Source organism: Nitrospira sp. MA-1 (assembly GCA_032139905.1).
Taxonomy (GTDB): domain Bacteria; phylum Nitrospirota; class Nitrospiria; order Nitrospirales; family UBA8639; genus Nitrospira_E.
In genome coordinates this window covers 125,776-150,091 of record JAQJDB010000006.1, presented here as the reverse complement: position 1 = coordinate 150,091, position 24,316 = coordinate 125,776, and the positions used below count along the sequence as shown (strand labels likewise).

Annotated in this window: 17 protein-coding genes and 1 tRNA gene; 3 read left to right on the top strand and 15 right to left on the bottom strand. The window is 48.1% G+C overall.

All coding sequences use genetic code 11. The features are described from left to right. Nucleotides 1-2 precede the first annotated feature (2 nt). From PJI16_08065 to PJI16_08000, 14 genes are all read right to left on the bottom strand, one after another. Nucleotides 3-827, bottom strand: a complete 825-nt coding sequence (locus PJI16_08065; protein ID MDT3777512.1) for a TlyA family RNA methyltransferase — start codon at nt 825-827, stop codon at nt 3-5. Between the two features lie 66 nt (nt 828-893). Continuing rightward, nucleotides 894-1,139 carry an exodeoxyribonuclease VII small subunit gene (gene xseB, locus PJI16_08060; GenBank protein MDT3777511.1) on the bottom strand — a complete coding sequence of 82 codons (246 nt, stop codon included), beginning with the start codon at nt 1,137-1,139 and terminating at the stop codon, nt 894-896. 111 nt (nt 1,140-1,250) lie between these two features. Next, entirely contained in the window at nt 1,251-2,594 is a 1,344-nt protein-coding gene (gene xseA / locus PJI16_08055) for an exodeoxyribonuclease VII large subunit (protein ID MDT3777510.1), read from the bottom strand. 10 nt (nt 2,595-2,604) lie between these two features. Beyond that, a complete protein-coding gene (locus PJI16_08050) occupies nt 2,605-3,384 on the bottom strand; it encodes a TIGR00282 family metallophosphoesterase (protein ID MDT3777509.1) in 780 nt (259 codons plus the stop codon). A 20-nt stretch (nt 3,385-3,404) separates the two neighbouring features. Then, entirely contained in the window at nt 3,405-4,967 is a 1,563-nt protein-coding gene (gene rny / locus PJI16_08045) for a ribonuclease Y (GenBank protein MDT3777508.1), read from the bottom strand. A 705-nt stretch (nt 4,968-5,672) separates the two neighbouring features. After that, nucleotides 5,673-5,966 carry a cell division protein ZapA gene (locus PJI16_08040; GenBank protein MDT3777507.1) on the bottom strand — a complete coding sequence of 98 codons (294 nt, stop codon included), beginning with the start codon at nt 5,964-5,966 and terminating at the stop codon, nt 5,673-5,675. Between the two features lie 16 nt (nt 5,967-5,982). After that, nucleotides 5,983-6,216, bottom strand: coding sequence for a cell division protein ZapB (zapB, locus tag PJI16_08035; protein ID MDT3777506.1), 234 nt, complete (start codon nt 6,214-6,216; stop codon nt 5,983-5,985). A 49-nt stretch (nt 6,217-6,265) separates the two neighbouring features. Beyond that, complete coding sequence (locus PJI16_08030; protein ID MDT3777505.1) at nt 6,266-8,518, bottom strand: transglycosylase SLT domain-containing protein; 2,253 nt, start codon at nt 8,516-8,518, stop codon at nt 6,266-6,268. A gap of 359 nt (nt 8,519-8,877) precedes the next feature. Further along, complete coding sequence (locus PJI16_08025; GenBank protein ID MDT3777504.1) at nt 8,878-9,726, bottom strand: HDOD domain-containing protein; 849 nt, start codon at nt 9,724-9,726, stop codon at nt 8,878-8,880. A 214-nt stretch (nt 9,727-9,940) separates the two neighbouring features. Then, nucleotides 9,941-11,794 carry a PAS domain S-box protein gene (locus PJI16_08020; GenBank protein MDT3777503.1) on the bottom strand — a complete coding sequence of 618 codons (1,854 nt, stop codon included), beginning with the start codon at nt 11,792-11,794 and terminating at the stop codon, nt 9,941-9,943. A gap of 94 nt (nt 11,795-11,888) precedes the next feature. Continuing rightward, the gene (locus PJI16_08015) at nt 11,889-13,349 is read right to left on the bottom strand and encodes an ATP-binding protein (GenBank protein ID MDT3777502.1); all 1,461 of its coding nucleotides are present in this window, start codon (nt 13,347-13,349) and stop codon (nt 11,889-11,891) included. Next, entirely contained in the window at nt 13,346-14,638 is a 1,293-nt protein-coding gene (locus tag PJI16_08010; GenBank protein ID MDT3777501.1) for a HAMP domain-containing sensor histidine kinase, read from the bottom strand. The genes PJI16_08015 and PJI16_08010 overlap by 4 nt, the downstream gene beginning before the upstream one ends. A gap of 267 nt (nt 14,639-14,905) precedes the next feature. Then, the gene (locus PJI16_08005; protein MDT3777500.1) at nt 14,906-15,469 is read right to left on the bottom strand and encodes a response regulator; all 564 of its coding nucleotides are present in this window, start codon (nt 15,467-15,469) and stop codon (nt 14,906-14,908) included. Next, nucleotides 15,469-16,329: an ATP-binding protein gene (locus tag PJI16_08000; GenBank protein ID MDT3777499.1), complete on the bottom strand. Its 861-nt coding sequence runs from the start codon at nt 16,327-16,329 to the stop codon at nt 15,469-15,471. The genes PJI16_08005 and PJI16_08000 overlap by 1 nt, the downstream gene beginning before the upstream one ends. 642 nt (nt 16,330-16,971) lie before the next feature. Here PJI16_08000 and PJI16_07995 point away from each other — a divergent pair. Continuing rightward, complete coding sequence (locus tag PJI16_07995; GenBank protein ID MDT3777498.1) at nt 16,972-20,433, top strand: acyl-[ACP]--phospholipid O-acyltransferase; 3,462 nt, start codon at nt 16,972-16,974, stop codon at nt 20,431-20,433. Between the two features lie 1,943 nt (nt 20,434-22,376). Here PJI16_07995 and PJI16_07990 read toward each other — a convergent pair. Continuing rightward, nucleotides 22,377-22,451 (bottom strand) — tRNA-Thr (locus PJI16_07990). A 278-nt stretch (nt 22,452-22,729) separates the two neighbouring features. Here PJI16_07990 and PJI16_07985 point away from each other — a divergent pair. Continuing rightward, on the top strand, nt 22,730-23,191 hold the full coding sequence (locus PJI16_07985) for a DUF2914 domain-containing protein (protein MDT3777497.1): 462 nt from the start codon (nt 22,730-22,732) through the stop codon (nt 23,189-23,191). Nucleotides 23,192-23,337: 146 nt separating this feature from the next. Then, complete coding sequence (gene ubiA, locus PJI16_07980; protein ID MDT3777496.1) at nt 23,338-24,189, top strand: 4-hydroxybenzoate octaprenyltransferase; 852 nt, start codon at nt 23,338-23,340, stop codon at nt 24,187-24,189. The last annotated feature ends 127 nt before the right edge of the window (nt 24,190-24,316 follow it).

Sequence of the window (24,316 nt, the reverse complement as noted above, 5' to 3'; positions counted from 1 at the left end):
AATTAGGGTAGGGGACTACCGCAAGCAATTGGCTTGCTTCCTTCAGCACTCATCTTCCCGTTTTTTTTCATTCCCACCAGCATTTCTTTGTTTCCTTTTTTTCCCAACAGCGTGGAATCCATGACACCAATGACATCAAGACACAGGCTACGGGCATAATCCACAAAACCGTCCCTCACCTGCTCACGCAATCGTTCATCACGGACAATGCCTCCTTTTCCGACTTGTCCTTTCCCGACTTCAAACTGCGGCTTAACCAATGCAACAAGATACGCCTGGTCACGCAGAACAGGCAAAATCACTGGCAAGACCAAGCGAAGGGAAATAAACGAAACATCGATGACCGCCAAATCAACCGGCTCAGGAATATCTTTGGGGCAAAGATGGCGGATATTGCAACGGTCCATGACCACAACCCGATGATCCGTTCTCAGCCTCCAATCCAATTGTCCATACCCCACGTCAATGGCATAGACTCGATTGGCACCACGTTGAAGCACACAATCGGTGAATCCTCCGGTGGAGGCACCCACATCCATAACCACAAAATCTAAACAAGAAATACAAAATGCGTCTAAGGCTGGTGCCAGCTTTTCACCTGCCCGGCTGGCATAGGCATACTCCGGCTTCGTCACTTCCACCGAAACAGTTGTCGCAACCAGTTTACCTGGCTTATCAATCAATACCCCATCGACTTTCACCCGACCGGCAAGAATAAGGCGACAGGCCTGTTCCCTGCTTGAGACCAACTCATGATTCAGGACAAGGGAGTCCAGTCGTTCTTTTGAGGATTTCCGAGAAGGGGCTGATGGCTGAACAGCCTTCATATGTTCATGTCCACGAAGCAGACAATGTGAAGCCTACTGATTGAGAGAGATGGTAGTGAAAGAAACCTAGGATTCCGGCAAATTGGAATCCTCAACTGAAAAAGCCTGTATACGCTTTCTTCCATCCTTGTCTTGGACAAGGATCTCCACTTTGCGCTCTGCATCATCCAGCATTTTCAGACAGGTTTTTGAGAGCTTGACTCCCTCCTCAAAAATCCTCAAGGACTCATCCAAGGAAAGCTCCCCGCGTTCCAGCTCGGCCACAATTGTTTCCAACCGGGACAATGCTTTTTCAAATTTCAGTACAGCCATGAAAATTGTCCGTAGAGGGTCAGTGATTCGGTTCTATACTATGAAGACCATCATCTATTTATCTAAACAGGTATTATAGCCAGGCTGGAACCTGAAGCAAAAGGGAATTCCTTAAGTTGAAGGATGGATACGCTCTACGAGACAAATTAATTCACCTTCATGAAGTCTGGTGCGTACTGACTCTCCCACAGAAACTTCAGTTGATTGTTTCACGACTTTTCCACTTTGCTGATTATGAACAATGCTATATCCCCGCGCTAAGACCGCAAGGGGACTTAATTGATTTAGCTGGGACATCCACAATTCTGATTGGTGGCGTTTAAGAAGAATACACCCTGACATTCCTCGAGCAAGGCGAATGCCACGGTCAATCAATGCCAGTTGCTGCCGACGAATGTCAATCAGGGGATTTCTCTCCCAAATCGTGGACTGATGCTTCAGCAACCGCACATGGAGACTCCGGCACCAAGACTCCATTTTTACATAAAGTTGCCGCTCTAACTCATCCACCTGTTGCACGAATTGTCCAAGCACGAGTCTAGGCTCAGGCAATCGTCCGGTGAGTTCCTGAATTTGCCCTCTCCACGCCACACAGAAACTCCTCATAGACCGTTCCACCCCTACCCGTTGATGCCCCAGATAACGTCTAACCGTTGAACAATCCGGAACCACCAATTCTGCCGCCGCAGAAGGAGTGGGAGCCCGATAATCAGCGGCTAAATCCGCAAGCGTCACATCGGATTCATGGCCAACAGCGGAAACCACCGGAATCCTGGAAGAGGCAATAGCTCTCACCACAATTTCTTCGTTAAAAGGCCAGAGATCCTCTAACGACCCCCCACCACGCCCGACAATCAACACATCCAATTCGCCAATTTGGTTGAGCGTTCCAATAGCCTTAGCGATTTGTCCGGCAGCTTCATCCCCTTGCACAGAAACAGGAGCTATCAAAATTTGAGCCAGAGGCCAACGTCGGTGAATGATGGTCAACAAATCATGAATTGCCGCACCGGAAGGTGAGGTCACCAGCCCAATTCGTTGCGGATAAAGAGGAAGGACCTTTTTCCCTATAGTCTCAAAAAACCCTTCGGCTTCCAACTTTGCTTTCAGTTGAACAAAAGCTAATTGCAGCGCACCAATGCCCTTAGGCTCAACCGCTTCCAAGAGTAATTGATAGTCTCCTCGCGGCTCATACACCGAAAGGCGGCCAAACACAAAGACCTCCAAACCATCTTGAAGCGCAAATTTCAGGCGTTCGACCTGACTGCGAAAGAGCACAGCTCTGATCTGACTTGATTGGTCTTTCAGGGTAAAATACCGGTGTCCCGAAGAAGGGCATCGAAGATTAGAAATTTCCCCTTCCACCCAGAGTGGTGGGAAATTTTTCTCGAACGTTGAACAAATCTGTCGGGTGAGAGTCGAGACAGTAAGTACTGAAGGGAAAAGCCCTGACACGAAGATTAGGTTACTCAAACACACGAAGACGCGTGATGTGAGTGGTTTTTCCAGTTGAGTGATTAAGATTTAACACCGCCGCACTCAAGACAGAAGGCCCTGTCGCCACTTCGAATCTTCTCGGGAGTTGAGTCAGAAATTTCTGAATGACCAAGTTTGGCTTCATTCCGATGACGGATTGAACAGGTCCGGTCATCCCGACATCGGTTAGATACCCTGTTCCCTGAGGTAAGATTTGTTCATCCGCAGTTTGAACATGTGTATGCGTTCCAAGGACCGCAGATACCTTGCCATCTAAAAAATACCCCATCGCCATTTTTTCTGATGTGGTTTCAGCATGCATATCCACAAGAATACAGTTAGTCTGTGTGGTTAATTGAGCCAGTTCGCGTTCCGCAACCCGAAAAGGGCAGTCCACCATGGGCATAAACACTCGACCCATGAGCTGTAAAATCCCTAGGCGCTCGCCATGAACGGTCTCTACAATACACGTACCTTTTCCTGGAACCCCATCGGGATAATTTGCGGGACGGATCACCCGCTGCTCTTTTTGCAAATACTCTAACGCTTCACGTTTATCCCAGGCATGATTGCCTAATGTAATGACTGAAAGACCTAAATCAAACAGATCTTCGGCAACCTCCTGTGTGATGCCAAATCCACCTGCCGCATTCTCACCATTTCCAATAACCAGATCAATGTGATGCTCCTGAATAACCCTTGATAGATGCTTTAGGATCACCCGACGGCCTGGCTCTCCCATGATATCTCCGATAAACAGTATGTTCATGTTCTCCTTTACTCACAGAGCTATTTGGCAAATTCAATAAAGCGATTTTCTCGAATAACTGTCACCTTGATCTGGCCAGGATACGTCAGTTCTTGTTCAATCTTTTTGGCCAAATCTCGAGATAGGGCAAAACTTTCACTGTCATTTAATTCCCCCTGACGGATAATCACCCGAATTTCTCGTCCAGCCTGAATCGCATAGGCCTTATCAACTCCTGTAAACCCAGTGGCTAAGGATTCCAGTTTTTCCAATCGCTTGACATAGGCCTCGAGCGTTTCGCGTCTGGCACCAGGACGGGCGGCCGAGAGGGCTTCCGCAGCAGCGACCAAGACCGATTCTGGGCAGAGTGGCTCCACTTGCTCATGATGGGCAGCAATGGCATTCACAATGAGCTCTGACTCTCCATACTTCTTCGCCAATTCCGCACCGAGCATCGCGTGTGTACCTTCCTCTTCATGGCTAACTACTTTTCCAATATCATGCAAGAGGGCGCCACGCTTAGCTAACTTCACATCTAAACCCAGCTCTGAAGCCATAATCCCACAGATATATGAGGCTTCCCTGGCATGATACAAGTTATTTTGACCGTAACTGGTTCGATATTTAAGACGACCTAATAATTTGACAATTTCAGGGTGGAAATCTGAAAGGCCGACCTCAAAGATGACTTTTTCAGCATCATCTCTCATTAACTTGTCTAAATCACCTTTGACTTTTTCTACGACTTCCTCAATCCGAGTCGGGTGAATACGCCCATCTTGCATGAGACGTTCCAACGCAATTTTTGCTACTTCTCTCCGAAGGGGATCGAATCCGGACACGATCACCGCCTCCGGGGTTTCGTCAATAATAAGATCGACGCCAGTTGCCGCCTCCAAAGCCCGAATATTTCTTCCCTCACGACCGATGATCCTTCCCTTCATGCTATCATTCGCGAGGGGAACCACTGAAATCGTGGCCTCATTTACGTAATCTCTTGTGATTCGCTGTATCGACCGGGTCACAATCTCTCTAGCTTCTCGTTCAGCGGTTTCTTTAGCCTCATCCAAAATTCTTTTTGTTAACAACGCCGAATCCATACGTGCTTCACTTTCAATTTCACCCAATAAATGACGCTTGGCTTCTTCGGCGGTAATTCCTGCCACCTGCTCTAGGGCAAGCCGGTGCTCTTTAATGGCTTGGTCGCACGCCACGGCTTTATTATCTAGAACTTCCTCCTTTTCCTTAAGAGAACGCTCTTTTCGTCGCATTTCCTCATCACGTTTTTCAAATTGGCTGACCTTACGCTCAAGGGCCTCTTCCCGCTGGATGATTTTTCGATCAGCGACCTGAATCTCATTCCTCTTTTCCTTTTCTTTCGCTTCGAGTTCAGCCTTGGCTTGAAATAATAGATCTTTTGCTTCGAGTTTTGCTTCCTTAACTAGATTTTCAGCCTCTCGTTGAGCGTTTTGGGTGAGCTGTTGAACTTGCTCTTCAGCAGCTGACCGACGCTTCAAGTCCCTCTGCTGCTGATACACCTTCGATAACACAAATCCAACTAAAACCCCGATCACCAGTGCAAGTATGGGAATTACAGTGTCCATAGGTTAGCTCCTATTCGTTTCTTCATATCATCAGATAAGATTTATTTTCCCCCAGTCAGTCGGAAATAATCCCACCAAACCACAGGGGAAAACCAGAAAAGGAAGGAAAACGAAAACTGGAGAAAAGCCTATCTATCTGATTGGACAGAAGGCCCGGATTTGCAGGGAACGAGAAGGAGGAGAGACAGGGCAATACTCTAAGCCAAAAGGCCCAATAGCACCACGCAATGGACTCACCCAATGAATCCAGCCTTCACAGCTACTAATTGAATTGGAAGGACATGGACACCACACAGGCCAAAAATTTAAAATTTTTAGATCACAAGGCGAGCCATTCGAATAGAAATGAGCAATTTGCCTCTTCAAAAACGATTTCCAAGATTTTAACCTGCCCTCAAATAAAAAATTCCTACTTCGTACAATCCCATCATACAAAAAACCCACAATGACTATAAAAATTCTTGTCATAGTGGGCCTCCAGTTTAATTCCCCCTACAAGAGGGATATTCCTTTCTTTCTTTGCAATTCAATAACTTATGAGGAGTAAAATATCAGAAGACGATGAGGTATTTCAATAAAGGCAGTTGAATGATGGGAATAGACCGACAAGGATTCGGCAACGAGCAGAACAATGCAATTCAACCAATTGATTTCAAAGGTAATACCTAACTATGGCAGGAAGAGAGGATACGAAGAGGAAAATGGTTAAATCGGGTTAGTCTCGAGGTGCTTTTCTATCGTTTCCAATAAAACTTGAGTCCGTCGTTCAATTTCAGCTTCTCCAAACTGTCGGTGCCTCTCTTGCCGAAAGAGCTGATCCGTAATGTTAATGGCGGCCAAAATAGCTAGCTTAGTGGGAGTGCTTGTTCGGGTTTTTTGAGCAAGGTTTCGCATTTGCGCATCCACATACCCAGCTAACTCATGAAAGTACGCCTCATCTCCCTCTCCTTGAAGAGAGATTCGATGACCAAAGATTTCAACTTCAATGGTCCTCGTCATTCCCTAATCCCATAGGTTAATCGTTCGAACGGTCCAAAAATTCAAGCTCGCCAAGTACTTTTTCAATTCTAGACCGGATCGTGGTCCGCTCCTCTTCCCATCCTTCAGACATTTCTTCGTGTTTGGCCAGCCGCTCTCGAGTGGATTCCAATTCCTGTTCCAGGTGGGATTTATCCTGCCGTAGCTCAATAACCAAATCAAGTAATTTCTTAACTCGAACCTCCAACGTTTCTAATTTATCTACGCTCACGTGCACGCCTCCTTATTAGCTAGGGCAAACGAGGCGGACTATAATTCGTTCAACAAAACCTGTCAAGAGAAACACCCCGGCAGACATCCCCAAACAGAGTTCGATAAATTCGATAGCTTCCAAGTACGCGCTTCACATATCCCCGGGTTTCTCGATATCCAATCAGCTCGATAAATTCATCCGGATCTCGATGACCATTTTGCCCAATCCATCGTTTAACCGCCTGTGGGCCAGCATTATAGGCGGCCACCGAATAAATGATATTACCTTGAAATTCATTCAGCAACTGCCCCAAGTAATACGTCCCCAATTGAATGTTGCTGTTTGGTTCAACCAGGCCCTTCCGATCAGAATCGGAGGCCGGTAACCCCAACTGACGGCCAACCCTTTTGGCTGTCTCTGGCATGAGTTGCATCAAGCCAATCGCGCCAACCGGGGAAACGACGCGGGCACTATATAGGCTTTCTTCGCGAATTAGCCCCGCGACTAAAAACGGATCCACTTGCTTTGGGGCGAACGATTGAATAACCCTTTGGTAACCCATGGGAAAAGCCCCCAACCAGGCAGCAGAAGAGGCATGGAGCTGTCCCTTCCGCAACGTCGACCCAAAATGACGAATAGATAATCGAATCCCGACATCGTAGGCCCCAACTTCACTAGCCAATGAAACCAATTGAGAAAAAGCTTTGGGGTCGGCTCCGAAGCGGGCAGAAACGACCTCAAGCTCATTGACTGCCTCCTTATGCAGGCGAAGAGTTCGTAACTCTTGAATTTTTTGATAGTGGATATCCTGCTGAAGGTGAGTTGGAGTATCCACGGGCATCACGTCAGTCGATGCCAACACCGCCCATTGTTTCGTCGAGAATTCTGAGGGACCGAGTCGAATATCTGCCAATTGCCCATAGTAGGTAAATGGATAGTCCTGGCTTAATTTTTTTAGACGTTCTCGCGCGGCCTCCATCTGTCCAAGATGTTCCTGGGCACGGGCCAACCAATAGGAAGCCTGAGAGGCGGCATGGAGAGAAGATTCGGTTTGAGGAGTTCCGACTGCCTGGGTAATCTCCTGAAATATCTCAATAGCATCAATAAATTGTTTCTGTTGATAGTGAATCCACCCCACTCGCCAAAGCGCATCCAACCGCTGCGTTAACGTGCGAGCCACAGCGCCTGCCCGCCTATAGGCCTTCCCGGCCTCGAGCCAGCGAGCATGATCTTCCAACCAAATACCGTAAAAGGTGAAGAGCAGCGATTGCTGATCACCGGTTACCCTACCCATTGCGGAGGTTTCGACAAGAGCCTCCAATTCTGCCCCTTTCCCCTGACGCAAATACACTCTTCCCAACCATACCCATGCATCATCTGTTCTGGAGGAGGAGGAACGGGATAGCGAGGTCAGTATCGCTTCTGCCTGGTCATACCGTTTCAAACGAACCAAGGCCATGGCCAAGGTGTATTGGACCTGAAAAAACTGAGGAATAGGAGAAGACAGAGTCGTAATGGTTTGAAATTCCTGAACGGCTTCCTCCAAAGCTCCCCCGTTATACAATGCCCTGCTACGCTTGTATCGCTCTTCCGGTGAGGGCAAAAACAAAGAACCCACTTCCCGGCGTAGCCACGATTCAGCCTTCAGCCGCTCAGGGGCGAGTGGGAATTTCCACCATATTTCACGGAAAATCTCAATCGCCTTTTCCCGTTGTCCTATTTGAGCAGAACATAAACCCATTTGGAAGAAGGCTTCTGCGGATTTGGGATGGTTAGATTTTATGCTGAGAGCCTGGGACCACATCGAGAGGGCTGCGTCACAATCCCCCAATTTTGCCAAAACATCCCCACCCGCATAGAGTGCTTCAGCGCGAAGCAAAGAATCGGCATAATGCTCATTAAACTGTTGAAACGCCTCTGCCGCCTCCCTCCCTAAACCAGCATAAGCATATGCCTGTCCCATCCAAAAGGTAAGATAATCGCCCAGAATAGGGAAATCATGGAGAGCGGATTTCAACAGGGGAATAGCTTCAAGAGGGGAGGATTCCTTGAGCCAATATCCATAACGGAACCCGACACGTTTGACCAAAGCGGAATTATCATTAGATGTAACAATCTGATCGAAAGACTTTGCATGATCCCATCCGGCTTCAGAATCAGCTCCAAATGATTCTAGCTGTTCAAGAAATTTCGTAACACATCCTTCAGAATTTTGACAGGGAGCCGAAGGAGGGTCCAAGGAGACGACGGTCTGAGGGAGGAACAGGATGCATGCCCCAACGATTACTCCGCCAATTAAGTGTCTAGACAGAATCCTCATGCCCCTCCTCAACATCATTATCTACCAGCTTACCCAGTATTCGTTATGCATACAATCACCAGAGTGCCAGAAAATTCCAATCAAGAGTGTGACAATATACGAGTCGTCCAAGGACCTGCCCTCATTCCCCCCCGCATTTCTATAATTCAGAGACGCACCCTTCAGACAAATCCTACACCCTCTTCCTGACAATGGGAACCCAAAGAATTCAGGAATTTCAGACCAGGCTAAAAACACAAATGAGGAAAAATATCTAGACAAATGCTAAAGAAAGTAAGGAGAAGCATCTGAATAAAAACAAGGGAGGCCGATTAGTGAACATGCACACCGTTGAATAATGAATTGAGTGCCACTCGTATTTAATGAATCGCCATCTGCTGAATATTTGGCATCCAGCTTTGCCAAATCGGTAGATCATCCCACAGACCTAACCGGGTTAAATACTCTTCTCCATCTTTCCCAATGACTCCATCCCCATCCTGAGCGATCCCTCCCCCCTCAACAAAATTTGCGGCATACACAGCCGTCAATGGACAGAAGGTCGTATGGGGAACCTTCGATGGATCATCATGGAACGCCACAATCGCAAGTAACATATCCTCTATACCCCATCGTGCCAGAAAAGTGACTCCACTTTCCCCGTGTGTGTACCCCAAGACCTGTCTTTCCAGCACGGCCAAGTTCCCTCCTCGGCATTGGGCTATCTCTACGACGGTCGTGAACATCTCCGGCTGCTGAGTCAAAAACACGAGCATGCCAATATCATGAAGCACCCCTCCCACAAACGATTGCCACACCATGCGTTGATTCGACCCCTGATTCAAGGCAATCAACGCAGCAAGGTATCCCGTTCTGAGGCTATGCCTCCACAAACTTACAATACGCGAAGACTCTACTGCGCATCCTTCGGATAGGAGAAACACTTCGACCCCAAATTCTAAAGCGCGCTCCAGATCAACCGGGATCATTCCTGCATCACCCGAAACAGCCTCCACATGCACTTTCACCTCACGGTCAAAATGAGATAACTTTTGGGCTTGAAGCTCATCAAAACTTGTATGCCCTCGTATCAACAATCTGGGTGAAAATGATCCTGACCAAGGCGCCAGTGACTCCCCACCATAAGACAAAGCCCCCCAGCTCTCGTGGGTCCTTTCTCCATCCCCATCCCAAGAGTCATCCTCTGTTCGAGGCCAATATTCAGTCACATGCGATACTCCAAGAAACACAGAAGGATTATCGAAGCCGGAAAGCGTCCTCTTACTCCTTCAATTTTTCTCGGCTTCACCAAACTGACTCTTGAGGTGCAAACCCGTGAGACAGGACATGAAAAATGCTAATCAATAGAAAGAAACAACAGTACAACGCAACACTCATAAAGAGGCGCGCAGAAAGAATGATTGAATTGGCTGGAGGGAGAAATTACAAATCGGGAAAATGAAAATTCCCAGGCAGGTCTAGAAAAAACGTGGCGCCTTGTCCTAGGCCCTCACTGTGGGCGCGAAGTGCGCCACACATATTTTTTGCCATCAACGCTCCATGATGCAGACTCAAGCCCCGTCCTCCATATTTGGTGCTATACCCTTGCCCAAAAACTTTCGTAAGGTCGTCGGGAGGAATCCCGCTGCCGGTATCCTGAACTTCCAGGCAAATAGAATCCGGAGGACCAATGACGAGCTTGACACGAACAACTAAGTCTCTCCGGGCAACCGACTCCATGGCCTGACAGGCATTGCGAATGACATCCCCCAAAATTTGAAGGAGTTGATGCTTATCCACGATGAGCTGTGGCACTTCCTGAAACTCCTGAATGACCGTAATTTTGGTTTCCTCCAACATCTCTTGGTTAACTGCCAGGGCCTCGGCTACCACCTCAGCCACACATACCGGTTCCGTCATCCCGCTTGGCTTGGCCAGATCCTGTTGGGTCGCAACACATTGCTGAGCATGCCCGGCATACTCCCGCAATCGATCTAATTCCAATAGAGCCACTCGCTTTTCCTCCTTCAATTGCCCCGATAATTTCTCCAGATAACCGGGGACTTGTTTCCCCTTGGGATTCTGCGATAAGTAGGTTCCTAGATCTTCATGATGCTTGTCCAATAACTGTGAAATTCGACCCACATCCTCGACCATCGAATTTTTCAAAAGATCCGTGATGACTCCGATAGATACATTAATGCTATTTAACACATTGCCCACGTTATGCAGGACACCCGTCGCTACTTCGGCCATTCCCAACTGCCTTGACGTTTCCATTAACCGCTCATTCAACTGCAGCTTCTCTTCTTCCATTCGCTTTCGTTCGGTAATATCCTGGGCAACACACACCAACCCCTGAAATTGTCCCTGCAGGTCCTGCATCATCGAACCAGAGACTGAAATGGTGATTTTCTGACCCTCATGAGTCAGGAAACTGGATTCCACGCCACTCACCGATCCTTGAAGTAAGAGGTTTTCGATGATCGCACCTTGGGAAAATTCTTCGCCAAAAATCAAACCGGGCGACTCCCCGATGAGTTCATCCTCCTGATAGCCTAAAAGATTTAGCAAGGAAGGATTCACCGCCCCAATAGTCATATCTGCGTTAATGACTAGCAGAGAATCCGCCATGGAGCGGAGGATATTATCAACATAATATCTGGAAGCAGCCAATTCACCACGAGCGGATTCCAATGCTCCCGTCGCCGCTTCACCATTATGGACATGGAGATCCGAAGGAGATTTGGAATGACAGCCATTTTCCCCTGAATAGGTTGCCCCATTGAGCACAGTTTCACCGGATACCGGGTACGGCAGACTCAAACAACTGGCTAGTTGAAAGACTTCTTCTTCAAGAAAAGGGCTCCGAAGTACCGCCCATTGCTCTGGACGGCTCACAACCAGACGATGGGGCCAGGATGCCCGATCAGGGGGAAGACAGAAGATACACCGTAAAGTCTGATCATATTCCCAAAGCGACTCCACCAGGTCTCGAACGACCTCCCAATCCTCTGAACGCCCATCAATAAGGACAAGAACAAAAGGATTGCCAGTAACTTGAGCTTCCGCGAACTTCGACAAAACATGGAGGCCCATTTCCACGCTGACAAGAGCGAACTGGGTCTGAGTTAAAAACGGCTGAATACCAGAGGTTGCCAAATTTTTGCCATTTAAGGAACTCCCTACTGACATGTCACCCACAGCGGGCGCAGACAACGCATCGCGCAACATGATTTGGGTTTCGGGATGAGCCCCGACCACTAATACACGACGATGCGCAGGAATCTGAACCATAAAATATTGAGCTTCACTATTTATATATTTGAAAAGGTCGTATTCCCTATGAACCAAAATCGAATGCTTTTAAACCGGCCATCAGTTCTCCCCATTACTGAATTGGCAGCGTAACTATAAAGGTAGACCCTTCTCCCAACTTGGAACGAACGGAAATGGCACCACCACACTTCTCGACAATACGTTGACATACGGCCAAACCAATCCCTGTCCCTTCGAATTCATCTTTCCGATGCAGCCTTTTGAACATCCCAAAAATTTTCCCGAACTGTTCTGATGGAATACCTATGCCCTGGTCATGAATTTCAATTTGGCAAAGCCATCCAGGTTGGCCTAAACCGGTGTGACGTCGATTTTGAATAATCGTCCCGGTGATACGAATGACCGGTGGAACCCCCGGCCGATGAAATTTCAAGGCGTTGCCGAGCAGGTTTTGTAACAATTGTCGGACTTGAAACGCATTTCCATAAATAGTAGGTAATTCCCCAATCTGCACGACCGCCTGCATTTCCTCGATCCGCGCGCCGAGATCCGACAGGATTTCGTCGACCATTTCTCGCAAGACAAGCGGCTCCCCTGAGGTGTGCGGCAAATCGATCCTGGAATACACTAACAGGCTCTGAATTAGCTGTTGCATGCGATCCGCCGCGTTTTTGACTCGGTCAACATATCCCAGACCTTGGCTGGTGAGGGCTGACCCATATTTCACCTGTAAGAGATCAAGAAATACCTGGATTGAATGAAGGGGCTCCTGTAAATCATGAGCTGCAAGCGATGCAAATTGCTCCAAGTCCCGATTCGACCGGGCCAATTCTTCGGTTTGGTGACGTAAAATCCGTTCGATTCGTTCCCGTTCATGGATTTCATTCAATGCTTGGTCCCGCATAGCAGAAAGTTCGAGATTTCTTTCTTGGACATCACAAACCACTTGAGCTAACTCCACTTCTACCTCTTGCCGCCTGAGCAAATCCTGCTCCAAACAACGGTTGGTCTCTTCAAGAAGGCCCGTGCGAGTCATGACGGTCTGTTCAAGTTCCTGAACCCGCAACCGGGCCTGCTGGGCACAATGCCATTTCATCGTCAAAGCCGTAGACAATTGCCATACCTCAATCGGATCAAAGGGCTTTCGTAGAATTAATAACTGGTCCCGATGTCCTAATCGAGGCAATACGGCCGACCAACCAAAATCGGGATAGGCCGTACACAACACCACCTGTACGTCAGAATCCTCATCCCAAATTCGCTCAACCGTTTCAATCCCGTCCCAACCATTGGGCAATTGCACATCCAGGAACACCACCGCAAAGGGCGAACCCCGTTCCTTAGCCTGCGCGACCACATCACGCCCTGACTCCCCATTGTTCACACAATGGAGATCGAAGGGTTCTTCGCCATGATGCAGGAAGGGCCCGTCAAAGAAATCCTGGCTGCTTTCAAGCCACGCATTGGAAATGAGGCTAATTGCGGAACACAAAATCTTCCGGAAATCCTGCAAAATGTCCGGGCTATCATCTATCACTAAGATCCGTCGATTTAGAGTACAGACGGGATTCATGCCTGTCCTGCCCCTGCCCCTGCCTCAACCGGAAGAATTAGTGTCAAGGTCGCGCCGGTGCCAATCCCATCACTATGGGCCTTTAACATCCCACCCATACGATGAATCGTAACCATCGAACTATGCAGACCAATCCCATTGCCATCATGCTTGGTCGTAAAACCGCGAGTAAACATTCTGGCCAAATGTTCAGGCGCAATTCCAATGCCGGTATCTTGAATTGCGATGACAACCGACAACCCATCATCCGTGCGACCTTCTACTCGTATGGTGAGCAGATGATCAACTCCGACCTGTAATTGCATCGCCTGTTTAGCATTTCGCAGCAGATTCACCAGAATTTGAAGCAACTGATGCCGATCGGTCACGACAGGCGGCACAGACTGATAGTCTCGTTTGATCCTGATCCATTTCGCATCTCCAGCGTGAAAACTTAACTCCACGGCTTGATTCAGAAGTTCCACAACAGAGAGAGCCTCGATGATACCCCGAGACTTCGCCATCGACTGATGTGAAATGATAATTTGTTTGACATGATCAATATTGCGAACCAGGCCTTCCAATTCTTTTAGCATGGTCTGTTGCTCTGCTATGAGGTGGCTCCCCAATTTCATAATCGCCGGAGGAATCCGTTTCCCTTTTGGATCCTGAGTCAGATAGATTTCCCAATTCTCCTCATGATTCTTTAACAGTTCCGCGATTCGATGAACCAGAATTATCGAAGACTGATTCATTAACTCATGAACCACATGCACGGCCACATTAATGCTATTGAGCACATTGCCCACATTGTGCAATACGGTTGAGGCAACATCAGCCATCTCATTACCATATGAGGCACCTTCAACCTGCCTGCGCAAATGCTCACGTTCGATCAAACCCCGACGTCGAACCAACCCCTCTCGAATGGCCCAGGGCATCGCGATACCCTCCATTTTTTCATTAACCAGCCAATCGATAGCCGAGTCGTCTTCCAGCTCAACAGCGGAACTCTCTCCATCAATCAATCCCAAAATGAACGCATTGCCCCAGATTTTTTTGATATCGCAAGCAATATCCCTCCCCCTCCGGTTTACCCGACAGTCAACGAGAATGAGATCAAATGGGTTGTGGGAATCAAAACAGGAAGGGTGCATTGAGGCATAATCAAGCCAAGTGACTTGAAGTATGGGGCCCTGAGAAGCCAACACGCGATGAAAGGATGGGGAAAGGTCACTTTCCTGAATTCCCACCATCACCACACGGAGCAGCGGAAATTTCGGAATCACCTGCCCATTAGATTCCGACATGACATGAACCATTCCATGAAGAAGGTAAGGAGAGAAAATCAATTTTGAACGATAAACAACTCATGAAATGGCAAAACAGCATCACACGGTGGATAAATGAAGTTTCGTCTTGAACACCGCTGGCATCTCATTCACAGAATCCCCTGAGTTGAGGATTCCCTGGCATGACGACAAATTGCGCACCCAGTAACGGGAGTCCCCTATCTTCTCCAGAAATACCCTTTTAAATGGAAAGGTCCCAAACGGCCGAACCTAGATTCCCTGGCGTCAAAAGGATTTTATGGTTTCTTCTGCTCGTTCTTCTGCCCATTTGGCCAATAGTTCTAACTGTGACTTTGCTTGACACGATTCCGCCCAACGCTTGGTAAGGGAATTGGCCAACTGCCACACTTCAATATTATCAAACGGCTTTCGCAAGATGAGGAGTTGGCCATTTTTATTCAATCGTTGGATGACATCTTCCCACGCATGGTCCGAAAAAGCCGTACAGATCACGACCTGCAAATCAGGATCTTCTTGCCACAGATGCTCCACCGTCTCTACTCCATCCCAACCTGGGGGCATACGCATATCCACAAAGGCAACCGCATACGGCCGTTCAGCCTTCATCGCATCTTGCACCATCCGGTGCCCCATTTGCCCTTGGTCCGCAGTATCGACGTCAAACTTTTCAACAATTTTTTGTTCTTCCACATCATCAAACAATTCCGCCCGAACTTCTTGCAGCAGCGAGGTGTCTAATGATCGCTCAAGAATTTTTCGAAAATCTTCGTGGATCGCCACATTATCATCAATCACCAAAATACGCCGGTTGGCTTGTTCCTTCTCCATTACCGTTCTCCCTCCATGTGAATAACTGGCAAATCAAGAGTAAATATTGCCCCCTGCATCAGACCATCACTCCACACCCGCAGTGACCCAGTAAGCTCTTTGGCCGCTAGAGCACTAGCATGAAGATTCGGTAACAGGTCTGTTTGCTCCCCAGAAGCCTGTGGAGAAAACACCCGAGTCAGACCTTCTAAAGGAATTCCCCTTCCAGTATCAGCAACCTGCAAACGAACAAACCCTTCTCGGTCCGGACAGGGAAAGACATAAAGAGTGAGGCGATGAGTCCAACTAGTTATCTCCCTCATCCCATTGATCGCATTCCGGATTAAATTCACCAGAATGCGGAGAAGCTTGGATACTTCTAGAATACCTTCGCCAACCCTTTGGTACTCCCGACACACTTGGACCCCCATCCGATCCAATTCACACTGATGGGATGCCAAAGCCTCATCCATAATCGCTGCAAACTGAATGGTATCTTTAAATCCCCCCACGCGATGGGGCGTTTGGCCAACCGTCAAATAATATTCCAATTGCTCCAGGTGATAATTGAGCGTGGTCAATTCGGTCAGGGTATCGAGATGGTTCTGTGACAATTCCTCATTCAATTGCCCCAAGAAATTCGGAATCTTTTTCCCTTTGGGATCCTGAGTGAGATACCACCCGTAATCATGACTATGGGCCTCGAGCATATCCGCAACCCGCCCAACATCAGCCACATGAGATTCCCGAAGCCGATGGTGAATAAGTCCGGCAGACACATGGATGCTATTCAGGACGTTTCGCATTCGATGGAAGATGGATTCCCCCACTGCTTCCATGTGGCCTTCCGAAAATCCTGATGTTTCCGTACGAGTCGTCATCGCGAAAATATCCGTCGAAATCCCTCTACCGAGGTGGCGTTGCAACTTATTTTGTGATATCGCGTGGTTCTAAATTCTTTGCCGGAGGCTGGGTTATTCCAACGGTAAAGAACTCACCAAAACATCTCCACCAAATCCCTGGCGTGGCATACGGAAATAAATCGGCTATATGGGAAAGAACCTTAAGAGTTTTGGGAACAGAACAGGCATGCTCCTGCACCATGGGAACAACCGGATTGTCAAAGTTGTCAAAGGGAAAAGGCTAACCGTGGCAGACGAAGAAAATGTGGCATCGTTCCCATTTAAAGCACTCCCAGGAGGGTAGCGGAATTCCGAATCAGCTTAAACTGATGGAGGACTTCTTGGAAGGTATGGATTGAAGATACAAACAGATACTAGTGTGATTTCTTTGTTTTGATAATCCGCCTCGTCCCGACATACATGGATCAATCCATAACGTCGCTAATTCCGTACCAAAAATCAAAAATATGGATAAAAACGATTGACGGGTAAGTATGGCTTCTCCAAGATAACCCAACAAAACAAAAAATTGTGATTTCGTTATGCGCCGTATTTGTTTAATATCTCCTGGACCCCAAGAGAAAAAGAAGAAAAACCCAATACTCATACCTCGTGATCCCGGTGACTGAAGCCTACTCAGCCTCCCCCCCACCCGCAACTCAATCCTCGGCTCTCCGCGGACTGCTCGTCGCCCAATTTTTTGGAGCCTTCAACGATAATGCCTGGAAACTCATTGTCGCCCTCCTGGCTATCAAGCAAGTGGCCGCCTCGGCAGGAGGTGCTTCTGGCCCTGAGCTCGAAGCCGCCACACAGGCGACAACCACGCAAGCCTTTGTCATCTTTACCCTTCCCCTGATGGTGGTCTCCGCCTTTGCCGGAGTCTTTTCCGATCGGTTTAGCAAGAGAACCGTCATCGTCGTCATGAAGGCCGTGGAAGTCTTATTGATGGGAGCCGGAACCGCAGCTCTCTTTTGGAATCCTCTGGGTGGAATTCTTCCCCTCCTGGTGCTGGCAGCAATGGGTGCACAAAGTGCACTTTTCAGTCCTTCCAAATATGGAATTATTCCTGAACTCTTGCCTCACCATCGCTTGTCCTGGGGAAACGGTCAAATCGAGATGTGGACCTTCATCGCCATCATTGCAGGAACCGCCTTGGCAGGTCTCATGCTTGACCTTTCCGGTCAAACCCCATGGTTGACAGGATTAGTCCTCATGATGTGCTCAGGAATAGGATTATGGGCGTCATTATTTATTCCCACAGTTCCACGTGCTCGACTTGATGGGGGAGTTCGAGAAACGTGGAAGGCCGCCATTGAAGCTCTTCGATTCGATCGAGTCTTGAAATTGGGCATCATGGGGGCCATTGCATTTTGGACTTTGGCCAGTTTAGTTGGCCAGGATGTGTTGATCTACGCCAAAGTCGTCCTTCACCTGTCAGATTCCCTTTCAGGCCTTCCCCTGGCAGCCTTCGGAATCGGAGTCGGAATTGGGTCCCTATTGGTTGGAAAACTCTCAGCGGCCAAAGTCGAATTAGGCTACCTTCCCTTGGGAGGCACTGGGATCACCGCCAGTCTTTTCGCCTTAGGGTTTGGGGAGCCCCAGTTAGGAGGAACCCTCATCGCCATGGGATGTCTAGGCCTCGCCAGCGGATTTGTGGTGGTCCCGCTCAATGCTCTGATTCAATGGCGATCCCCAGCCGACCGACGAGGCGCCGTGATTGCCTTTGCCAATACCCTGGTCTTTGGAGGAGTCCTGTTGGGGTCTCTGGGATCAGGTTTCTTCTCAAAGATCGGACTCAGCGCCAGCAATATTTTTCTCATATCCGGTCTGGGAAGCGCAGCTCTAACCATTTGGGCACTTCGGGTCCTCCCGGAAATGTTTATTCGGTTGTTGTTAGTCTTGTTTACTCACACCATCTATCGACTTACCATCACAGGACGGGATCATATCCCGCAGGAAGGTGGGGCACTGCTGGTACCCAACCATGTCTCCTTCATCGATGGACTACTCCTACTCTCCACCACCGATCGCCCCATTCGCTTTCTCGTCGACCAAAATTATTATGACCATCGCGTGTTCCAACCCTTTGCCAAAATCATGGGGGTCATTCCAATTTCTTCGAACGGATCCCCTAGAGAAATCTTACACGCGATACGACAAGCGGGACAGAGTCTTGATCAAGGAGAACTGGTTTGCATTTTTCCAGAAGGACAAATTACCCGCACAGGCAACCTTTTACCCTTTCGTTCGGGATTCACTCGTATTGTCAAAGGCCGGGATGTGCCCATTATTCCCATTAACCTTGACCGGGTCTGGGGGAGTATCTTTAGCTTCATCGGCGGACGTTTTTTAGCAAAATGGCCAACCCGATTCCCCTATCCAATTACGCTCTCTGTCGGCGCCCCCCTCCCCTCCACCACATCCGCTGAAGAGGTACGGCAGGCCGTCCAGGAATTAGGAGAAACGGCATGGCATTTACGAAAACTCACACGACGCCCTCTCCATCACAGCTTTGTCTGGTCCATGCGCAAACACCCGTTTCGCGTCGTATTTGGAGATGCAACCAGACCTCGACTCTCCTGCTTCGAGGCACTGACAGGCGCTATCGCTTTGGCAAGAGCCCTCAGATCTCACTGGGAAGGGCAACAAACGGTGGGAATTCTCCTACCTCCAAGTGTAGGTGGCGCGCTCGCCAATATGGCGGCAACGCTTTCTGGAAGAACCACCGTCAACTTGAATTATACGGTTGGGGTGCAAGGGATGGAATCTTCATCAAACCAAGCAGGCCTAGTGACTGTTCTCACCAGTCGCGTTTTCTTAGAAAAGGCCAATCTCGAATTGCCGATGAACCTCACGCCTATCTGGATCGAGGAGATTCGAAACACGATTGATGGGCAGGCTCGAATTACCGCTATGTTATTTGGGCTCTTCGCTCCAATCCGGAAGGTGGAGCGTTTTTGTGGGGCGACCATGCATCCATCCATTGATGATATCGCCACGATTATTTTTAGTAGTGGAAGTACTGGAGAGCCCAAAGGCGTCCCGCTGAGTCATTTCAACCTTGACTCAAACGTGGAAGGAATTGCCCAAGTCCTTCACCTGGATCACAACGACCGGATTTTGGGGATTTTGCCGTTCTTTCATTCTTTCGGCTATCTGACCACGCTGTGGTTTCCGGTTATTCATGGAGCGGGCGTAATCTATCATCCTTCTCCAATGGATGCCGGTCCCATTGGGAATCTGATCCACAAGCATCGAGTCACCATCCTGTTAACGACCCCGACTTTCCTGCAACTGTACCTGCGCCGCTGCACCCCTGAACAATTTGGTTCCCTTCGGATCGTGCTCACAGGCGCAGAAAAATTACCCGACCGGCTACTGATCGCATTCGAAGAACGATTTGGCATTCGTCCCATTGAAGGATATGGAGTCACAGAATGTGCTCCGGTGATTGCCGTCAATTGTCCGGATTTTCGGGCTTCTGGATTTTTCCAATCCGCCTCTCGGCGGGGAACGGTCGGACAACCACTTCCAGGCGTGTCTGTCAGAATTGTGGATCCTGACACCGAGCAACCATTGCCGGTCGGGACTCCAGGCATGCTGTTAGTCAAGGGACCAAACGTCATGAGTGGGTATTTAGGACGTGAAGATTTGACCGCAAAAGTGATACGACAGGGATGGTACATTACCGGAGATATTGCCGCCCTGGATGAGGATGGGTTTATTACCATTACCGATCGCCTCTCCCGATTTTCCAAAATCGGTGGTGAGATGATTCCTCATGGACGAGTTGAGAGTGCCCTAATGGAAGCAGCAAATACCGAGACTATGACTTTGGCTGTCACCGCCGTGCCTGATGAACGGAAAGGGGAGCAACTGGTGGTCTTACATACCCTCGATGAATCGGCCATCCCGGAAATTTTGGAAAAGGTCACCACTCATGGGTTGCCTAATCTTTTCATCCCCAAACGGAGCAATTTCATCAAAGTGGATCGTCTCCCTGTATTGGGAACAGGTAAGTTGGACTTGCGCACCCTAAAACAATTGGCATTGGCAAAAATAAAAGCACAACTTCCTCAATAACGAGCACTGAAGGGCCTGAGGTCCCTATTCACCTCATCTTCATCCCGCCATAGAGACACCCAAAACCAAAAATAGGATTGATCAAGATGAGCCCGTACTGCTAGCTCAAATAGGCATAAAATTTGTTGCGACATAACCTTCCAAACCAGACACCATTGGAAGGCCTTTTCCCTAACCTAAAAGAGCTATGCGTAAACCTAAAATGGAATTTTTAGGTATTTGGGGTTAATGCTTTTCCGCTACTTTAGTCAGCCATCGAACCCAAGGACCAAGCGCTCCGTTCACTCAGCCAGGGGAAAAGATTCTCTCGAGAGCCTCCTGTCATCTTCTGCCCCATTCATTGAACGAAAATATAATGCATAAGATTTCACTTAGGGAGCTGTCCAAAAATTGGGGGCCATCTCTGTATGTCAAAGGGAGAGGTGTGTAATGAAATTGATCCGGTGAAAAGGAATTTGTGGTGTTGCAGTTAAAAATTTTGTTAATTGACCACTTCATCAATGGCGGGAATATGGTGATGGTATTTTGATCATCATACCTCAGCACCAAAATTGGCGGAAAGAATTGACTCAAGACTTCGAAGACACCCGAACATTCTTTGGCATAGTTAACTTCACAACCCAGATATACTCTCTCCGACAAAACTCCTCGCCGGGGCGATCCCGTAACCAAAAAAAAATACTTGGAATGAGGAATACCGGGCGGTCAAGCATAATGGAAGGTGCTAACTGAGGACGACCCGATCCTCGGGTCGTCCTCAGAAAAGTGAGCCCAGATTACCATAAAGAAGATTTTGCTCTCGATCGACCCTGCGATTCATTTGACGCTCTTTTTCCTGAAACCGGCCTTTGCGAAAGATCATATTCCTGAAACGCCTCATTCCGTTTGTTCGCCATTGCGGAGGAAATCCCGAGATAAACCTTTCTGGCTGATTCGGACAATTGTGGATCGAACGGCGCCCCTCGAAAAGCTGCTTCGGCCGCCTTTCGTTCATCATAAGTCAATGGTCGACTCTGTTCTTGCATAACTCCTCCCCATTCATGGTTGCCTTAATCAAGGATTAATGGACTAGAGGTCTCGGTTCTTTTTCCGCCTGAATCCGTTTCCCACAATTTAAGCAAGCAAAATACAAAAGACTTAATCCGACCTCCAAATCCACAGCGCGCTCGACCACCATTGCACCCTGACATTTTTCACAGATTTTCATAATGTCCCTCAAATAATAAGTGTCCCTGTCTTCCGTTCGTTTAAGCAAACCATGTGCCTCTCTTCGGAATTTAATCAACATCCCCGATTTGCATAAAATCTAAAAGAACAGGGAGTCATTGAAGGGTTGGAACACCACCACAATCTTGATCAACAAAATTCCGATGTTAAAACCGTTGACAGATGTCTCTAGGCGCCCTTGGACAGTAGGGCAAGATCATGTGATTTGAGAGCAGGTTGGTTATAGTTGTATGGCGGCAAACCCGTTAAGCATCCTGACAAGACCCACCACATCCCAATTGGATAAGGGACCCGAATGTTTTCTCTGACAAGGGGTGAATTTGAGAGGAAGGTGAGGGAAATGGCGACCAATTGAGATTCGCAACAAAATGAAATTAGCAGGAAGGGAAAACGACCTAATTACATTCAAAATTCCGCAGAGGGATTGTTGATCAAGAAACACCCAATGGAAAGTACCAAGATTCGAATCTCCCAGGGGAGAATGAACATTTCGGCCCAGTCATTTGTGTGGCCTCAAGACAGAAAAGTAAAAGGACCTGGCGGTTCAGGTCCACTACGTAAGAACTATCAAGGTAGCTTCCCTGAACCCAAATACACATACCGATGCCACACAAGCTCCATTTTTTCAGATCAAATTTCCAACATTCGCTGTGAAAGAAAATAACCGGAATCCTTCCGGGCTATTACTTTAAAAACTTGTCCGATTGGATATTGACTGGAGCCGGCGAGTGGGATTGAACCACCGACCTGCTGATTACGAATCAGCTGCTCTACCACTGAGCTACGCCGGCTCACATTGGAAGGAATCAAACAGCGAAGGACCGCCTTTACTGGAGAACGAGTTTGGTAGGCTACCTTGTGGTCGTTTATACCTTTCGTCGCTTAGTAACGTCAACTTCAAAAGGTCGTGGGTCTTATCAAAAAGTGGAGGGAATTTGCTGAGGAATAAGTAGGTTCCGCACTTATGCCCTCCCTTCACCTTCTCCATTGACAAGACCGCAGGTATATTTTAGTTTCTTAGGTTGGCGTTGTCTCACGATCCAAATGAGGACTGAAGGTGGTTGATCGAGTGAAACACATATTGAGGGGAATCGGGCTTTTGATCGGCCTAGCAGGAACACCTCTGTTAGCCCAGGCTGACTTTCTTGTTAAGACCGTTGTTTTATCTAAAGAAGTGGACAAGAGGAACCCACAGGGAATATTCCGTCCTCCAGCCTATTGCGAAAAAGATAAAAATGGGCAAGCGGCAATTCCAATGATCCAAACATCACAAACTTCGCAAGTGATATTTTGGACAAAAATCGAAGCAACCACAAAAGGAAAAATTCGTCACAGCTGGCATCACAAAACCGATGGAACTTGGACCAAAATTTCAGAAGTGAACATCCCCATTCAACCTTCTCCAGGCTATCGCATGTGGAGCATGAAATCACTACGTCCGGATTTACACACCGGGGAATGGATGATCGTGGTTGCTCCTTCGAATGAACCGGATCGAATCCTCTGTATCGCACGATTTATGGTGAAGTAACATTGGGGGGGCTTCCTGAGCAATAATATTCACATTCGCATGACTCAAAACTCATAGTTTATGTGTTCCGATAATGGCGTCTTTTCCAATGGTCATGTCTTACCATCCGTGTCCCTTATTGTTTTAGGCAGCTCTACATAGCGTCCATGCCTCCTTTCCTTGCATTAGCGAATCTCATCCGGTTGTTCAATCAAACAGGGACTCTGCTTTTACTCTTCCCCACCCTTTGGTCTCTGTTTCTTGCTTCCGAGGGTTGGCCCGGTCTTAAGCTCCTTTTGGTGTTCATTTTTGGATCATTTCTCATGCGAAGTGCAGGGGTGATTATGAATGACCTGGCTGACCGGTCATTTGATCGGGAAGTTCAACGAACACGGCATCGTCCCCTTGCTTCTGGCCAATTAACGCCTTCCCAAGGCTTAGCACTTCTGGCAGTTTTGCTTGGGTTAGCCGCCATTTTGTTATGGCTCTTGAATCCTCTAACACTTTTGCTGAGTCCTGTGGCATTGCTGCTTGCTGGGATTTATCCTTTCTGCAAGCGTTTCATCCATATCCCCCAACTTGTTTTGGGATTAGCATTTGGGTGGGGTGGCATCATGGCGTGGGCCGCTGTTCGAAACGAATTGGACCTGTCGGCTTGGATCCTTTTCGCAGCAACGGTGTGTTGGGCCATGGCCTACGATACGATTTACGCCATACAGGACAGGGATGATGACCAAAGGATTGGAGTCAAATCCACCGCCATTCTCTTTGGATCCTACACCTGGCTTGGGGTGGGCATTGCGGGGTTGATCATGCTGGCATGTCTGTCTCTGGTCGCCAACATCAATCATCTTGGCATTGAATATTCTATGACCTTAATGGGAGTAGCTGGTTTATTAGGCTATCAAGTTCTTCTTCTCCGCTCAAATATTTCAGGGGAAAAAGCCTTCTTTTTATTCAAACAACATGTCTGGATTGGGGTTCTTATTTTAGGAGGAATATGGATGGGGCATCCATAAATATACAAAATAAGTAAGGACTACAAACAAACCGATTAGTTTTATTTTAATCGGCCAATCACTCAGGAGAATTCCAGCCACTCATAGGCTTTTTTTATTTTTAATCCTAGCCTGTTTATCAAAAGCA

Coding starts and splice junctions, on each gene's coding strand:
- PJI16_08065 (MDT3777512.1), bottom strand. CDS start 827: ATGAAGGCTGTTCAGCCATCAGCCCCTTCTCGGAAATCCTCAAAAGAA.
- xseB (MDT3777511.1), bottom strand. CDS start 1,139: ATGGCTGTACTGAAATTTGAAAAAGCATTGTCCCGGTTGGAAACAATT.
- PJI16_08050 (MDT3777509.1), bottom strand. CDS start 3,384: ATGAACATACTGTTTATCGGAGATATCATGGGAGAGCCAGGCCGTCGG.
- rny (MDT3777508.1), bottom strand. CDS start 4,967: ATGGACACTGTAATTCCCATACTTGCACTGGTGATCGGGGTTTTAGTT.
- PJI16_08040 (MDT3777507.1), bottom strand. CDS start 5,966: ATGACGAGGACCATTGAAGTTGAAATCTTTGGTCATCGAATCTCTCTT.
- PJI16_08030 (MDT3777505.1), bottom strand. CDS start 8,518: ATGAGGATTCTGTCTAGACACTTAATTGGCGGAGTAATCGTTGGGGCA.
- PJI16_08020 (MDT3777503.1), bottom strand. CDS start 11,794: ATGGTTCAGATTCCTGCGCATCGTCGTGTATTAGTGGTCGGGGCTCAT.
- PJI16_08015 (MDT3777502.1), bottom strand. CDS start 13,349: ATGAATCCCGTCTGTACTCTAAATCGACGGATCTTAGTGATAGATGAT.
- PJI16_08010 (MDT3777501.1), bottom strand. CDS start 14,638: ATGTCGGAATCTAATGGGCAGGTGATTCCGAAATTTCCGCTGCTCCGT.
- PJI16_08005 (MDT3777500.1), bottom strand. CDS start 15,469: ATGGAGAAGGAACAAGCCAACCGGCGTATTTTGGTGATTGATGATAAT.
- PJI16_08000 (MDT3777499.1), bottom strand. CDS start 16,329: ATGACGACTCGTACGGAAACATCAGGATTTTCGGAAGGCCACATGGAA.
- ubiA (MDT3777496.1), top strand. CDS start 23,338: ATGCCTCCTTTCCTTGCATTAGCGAATCTCATCCGGTTGTTCAATCAA.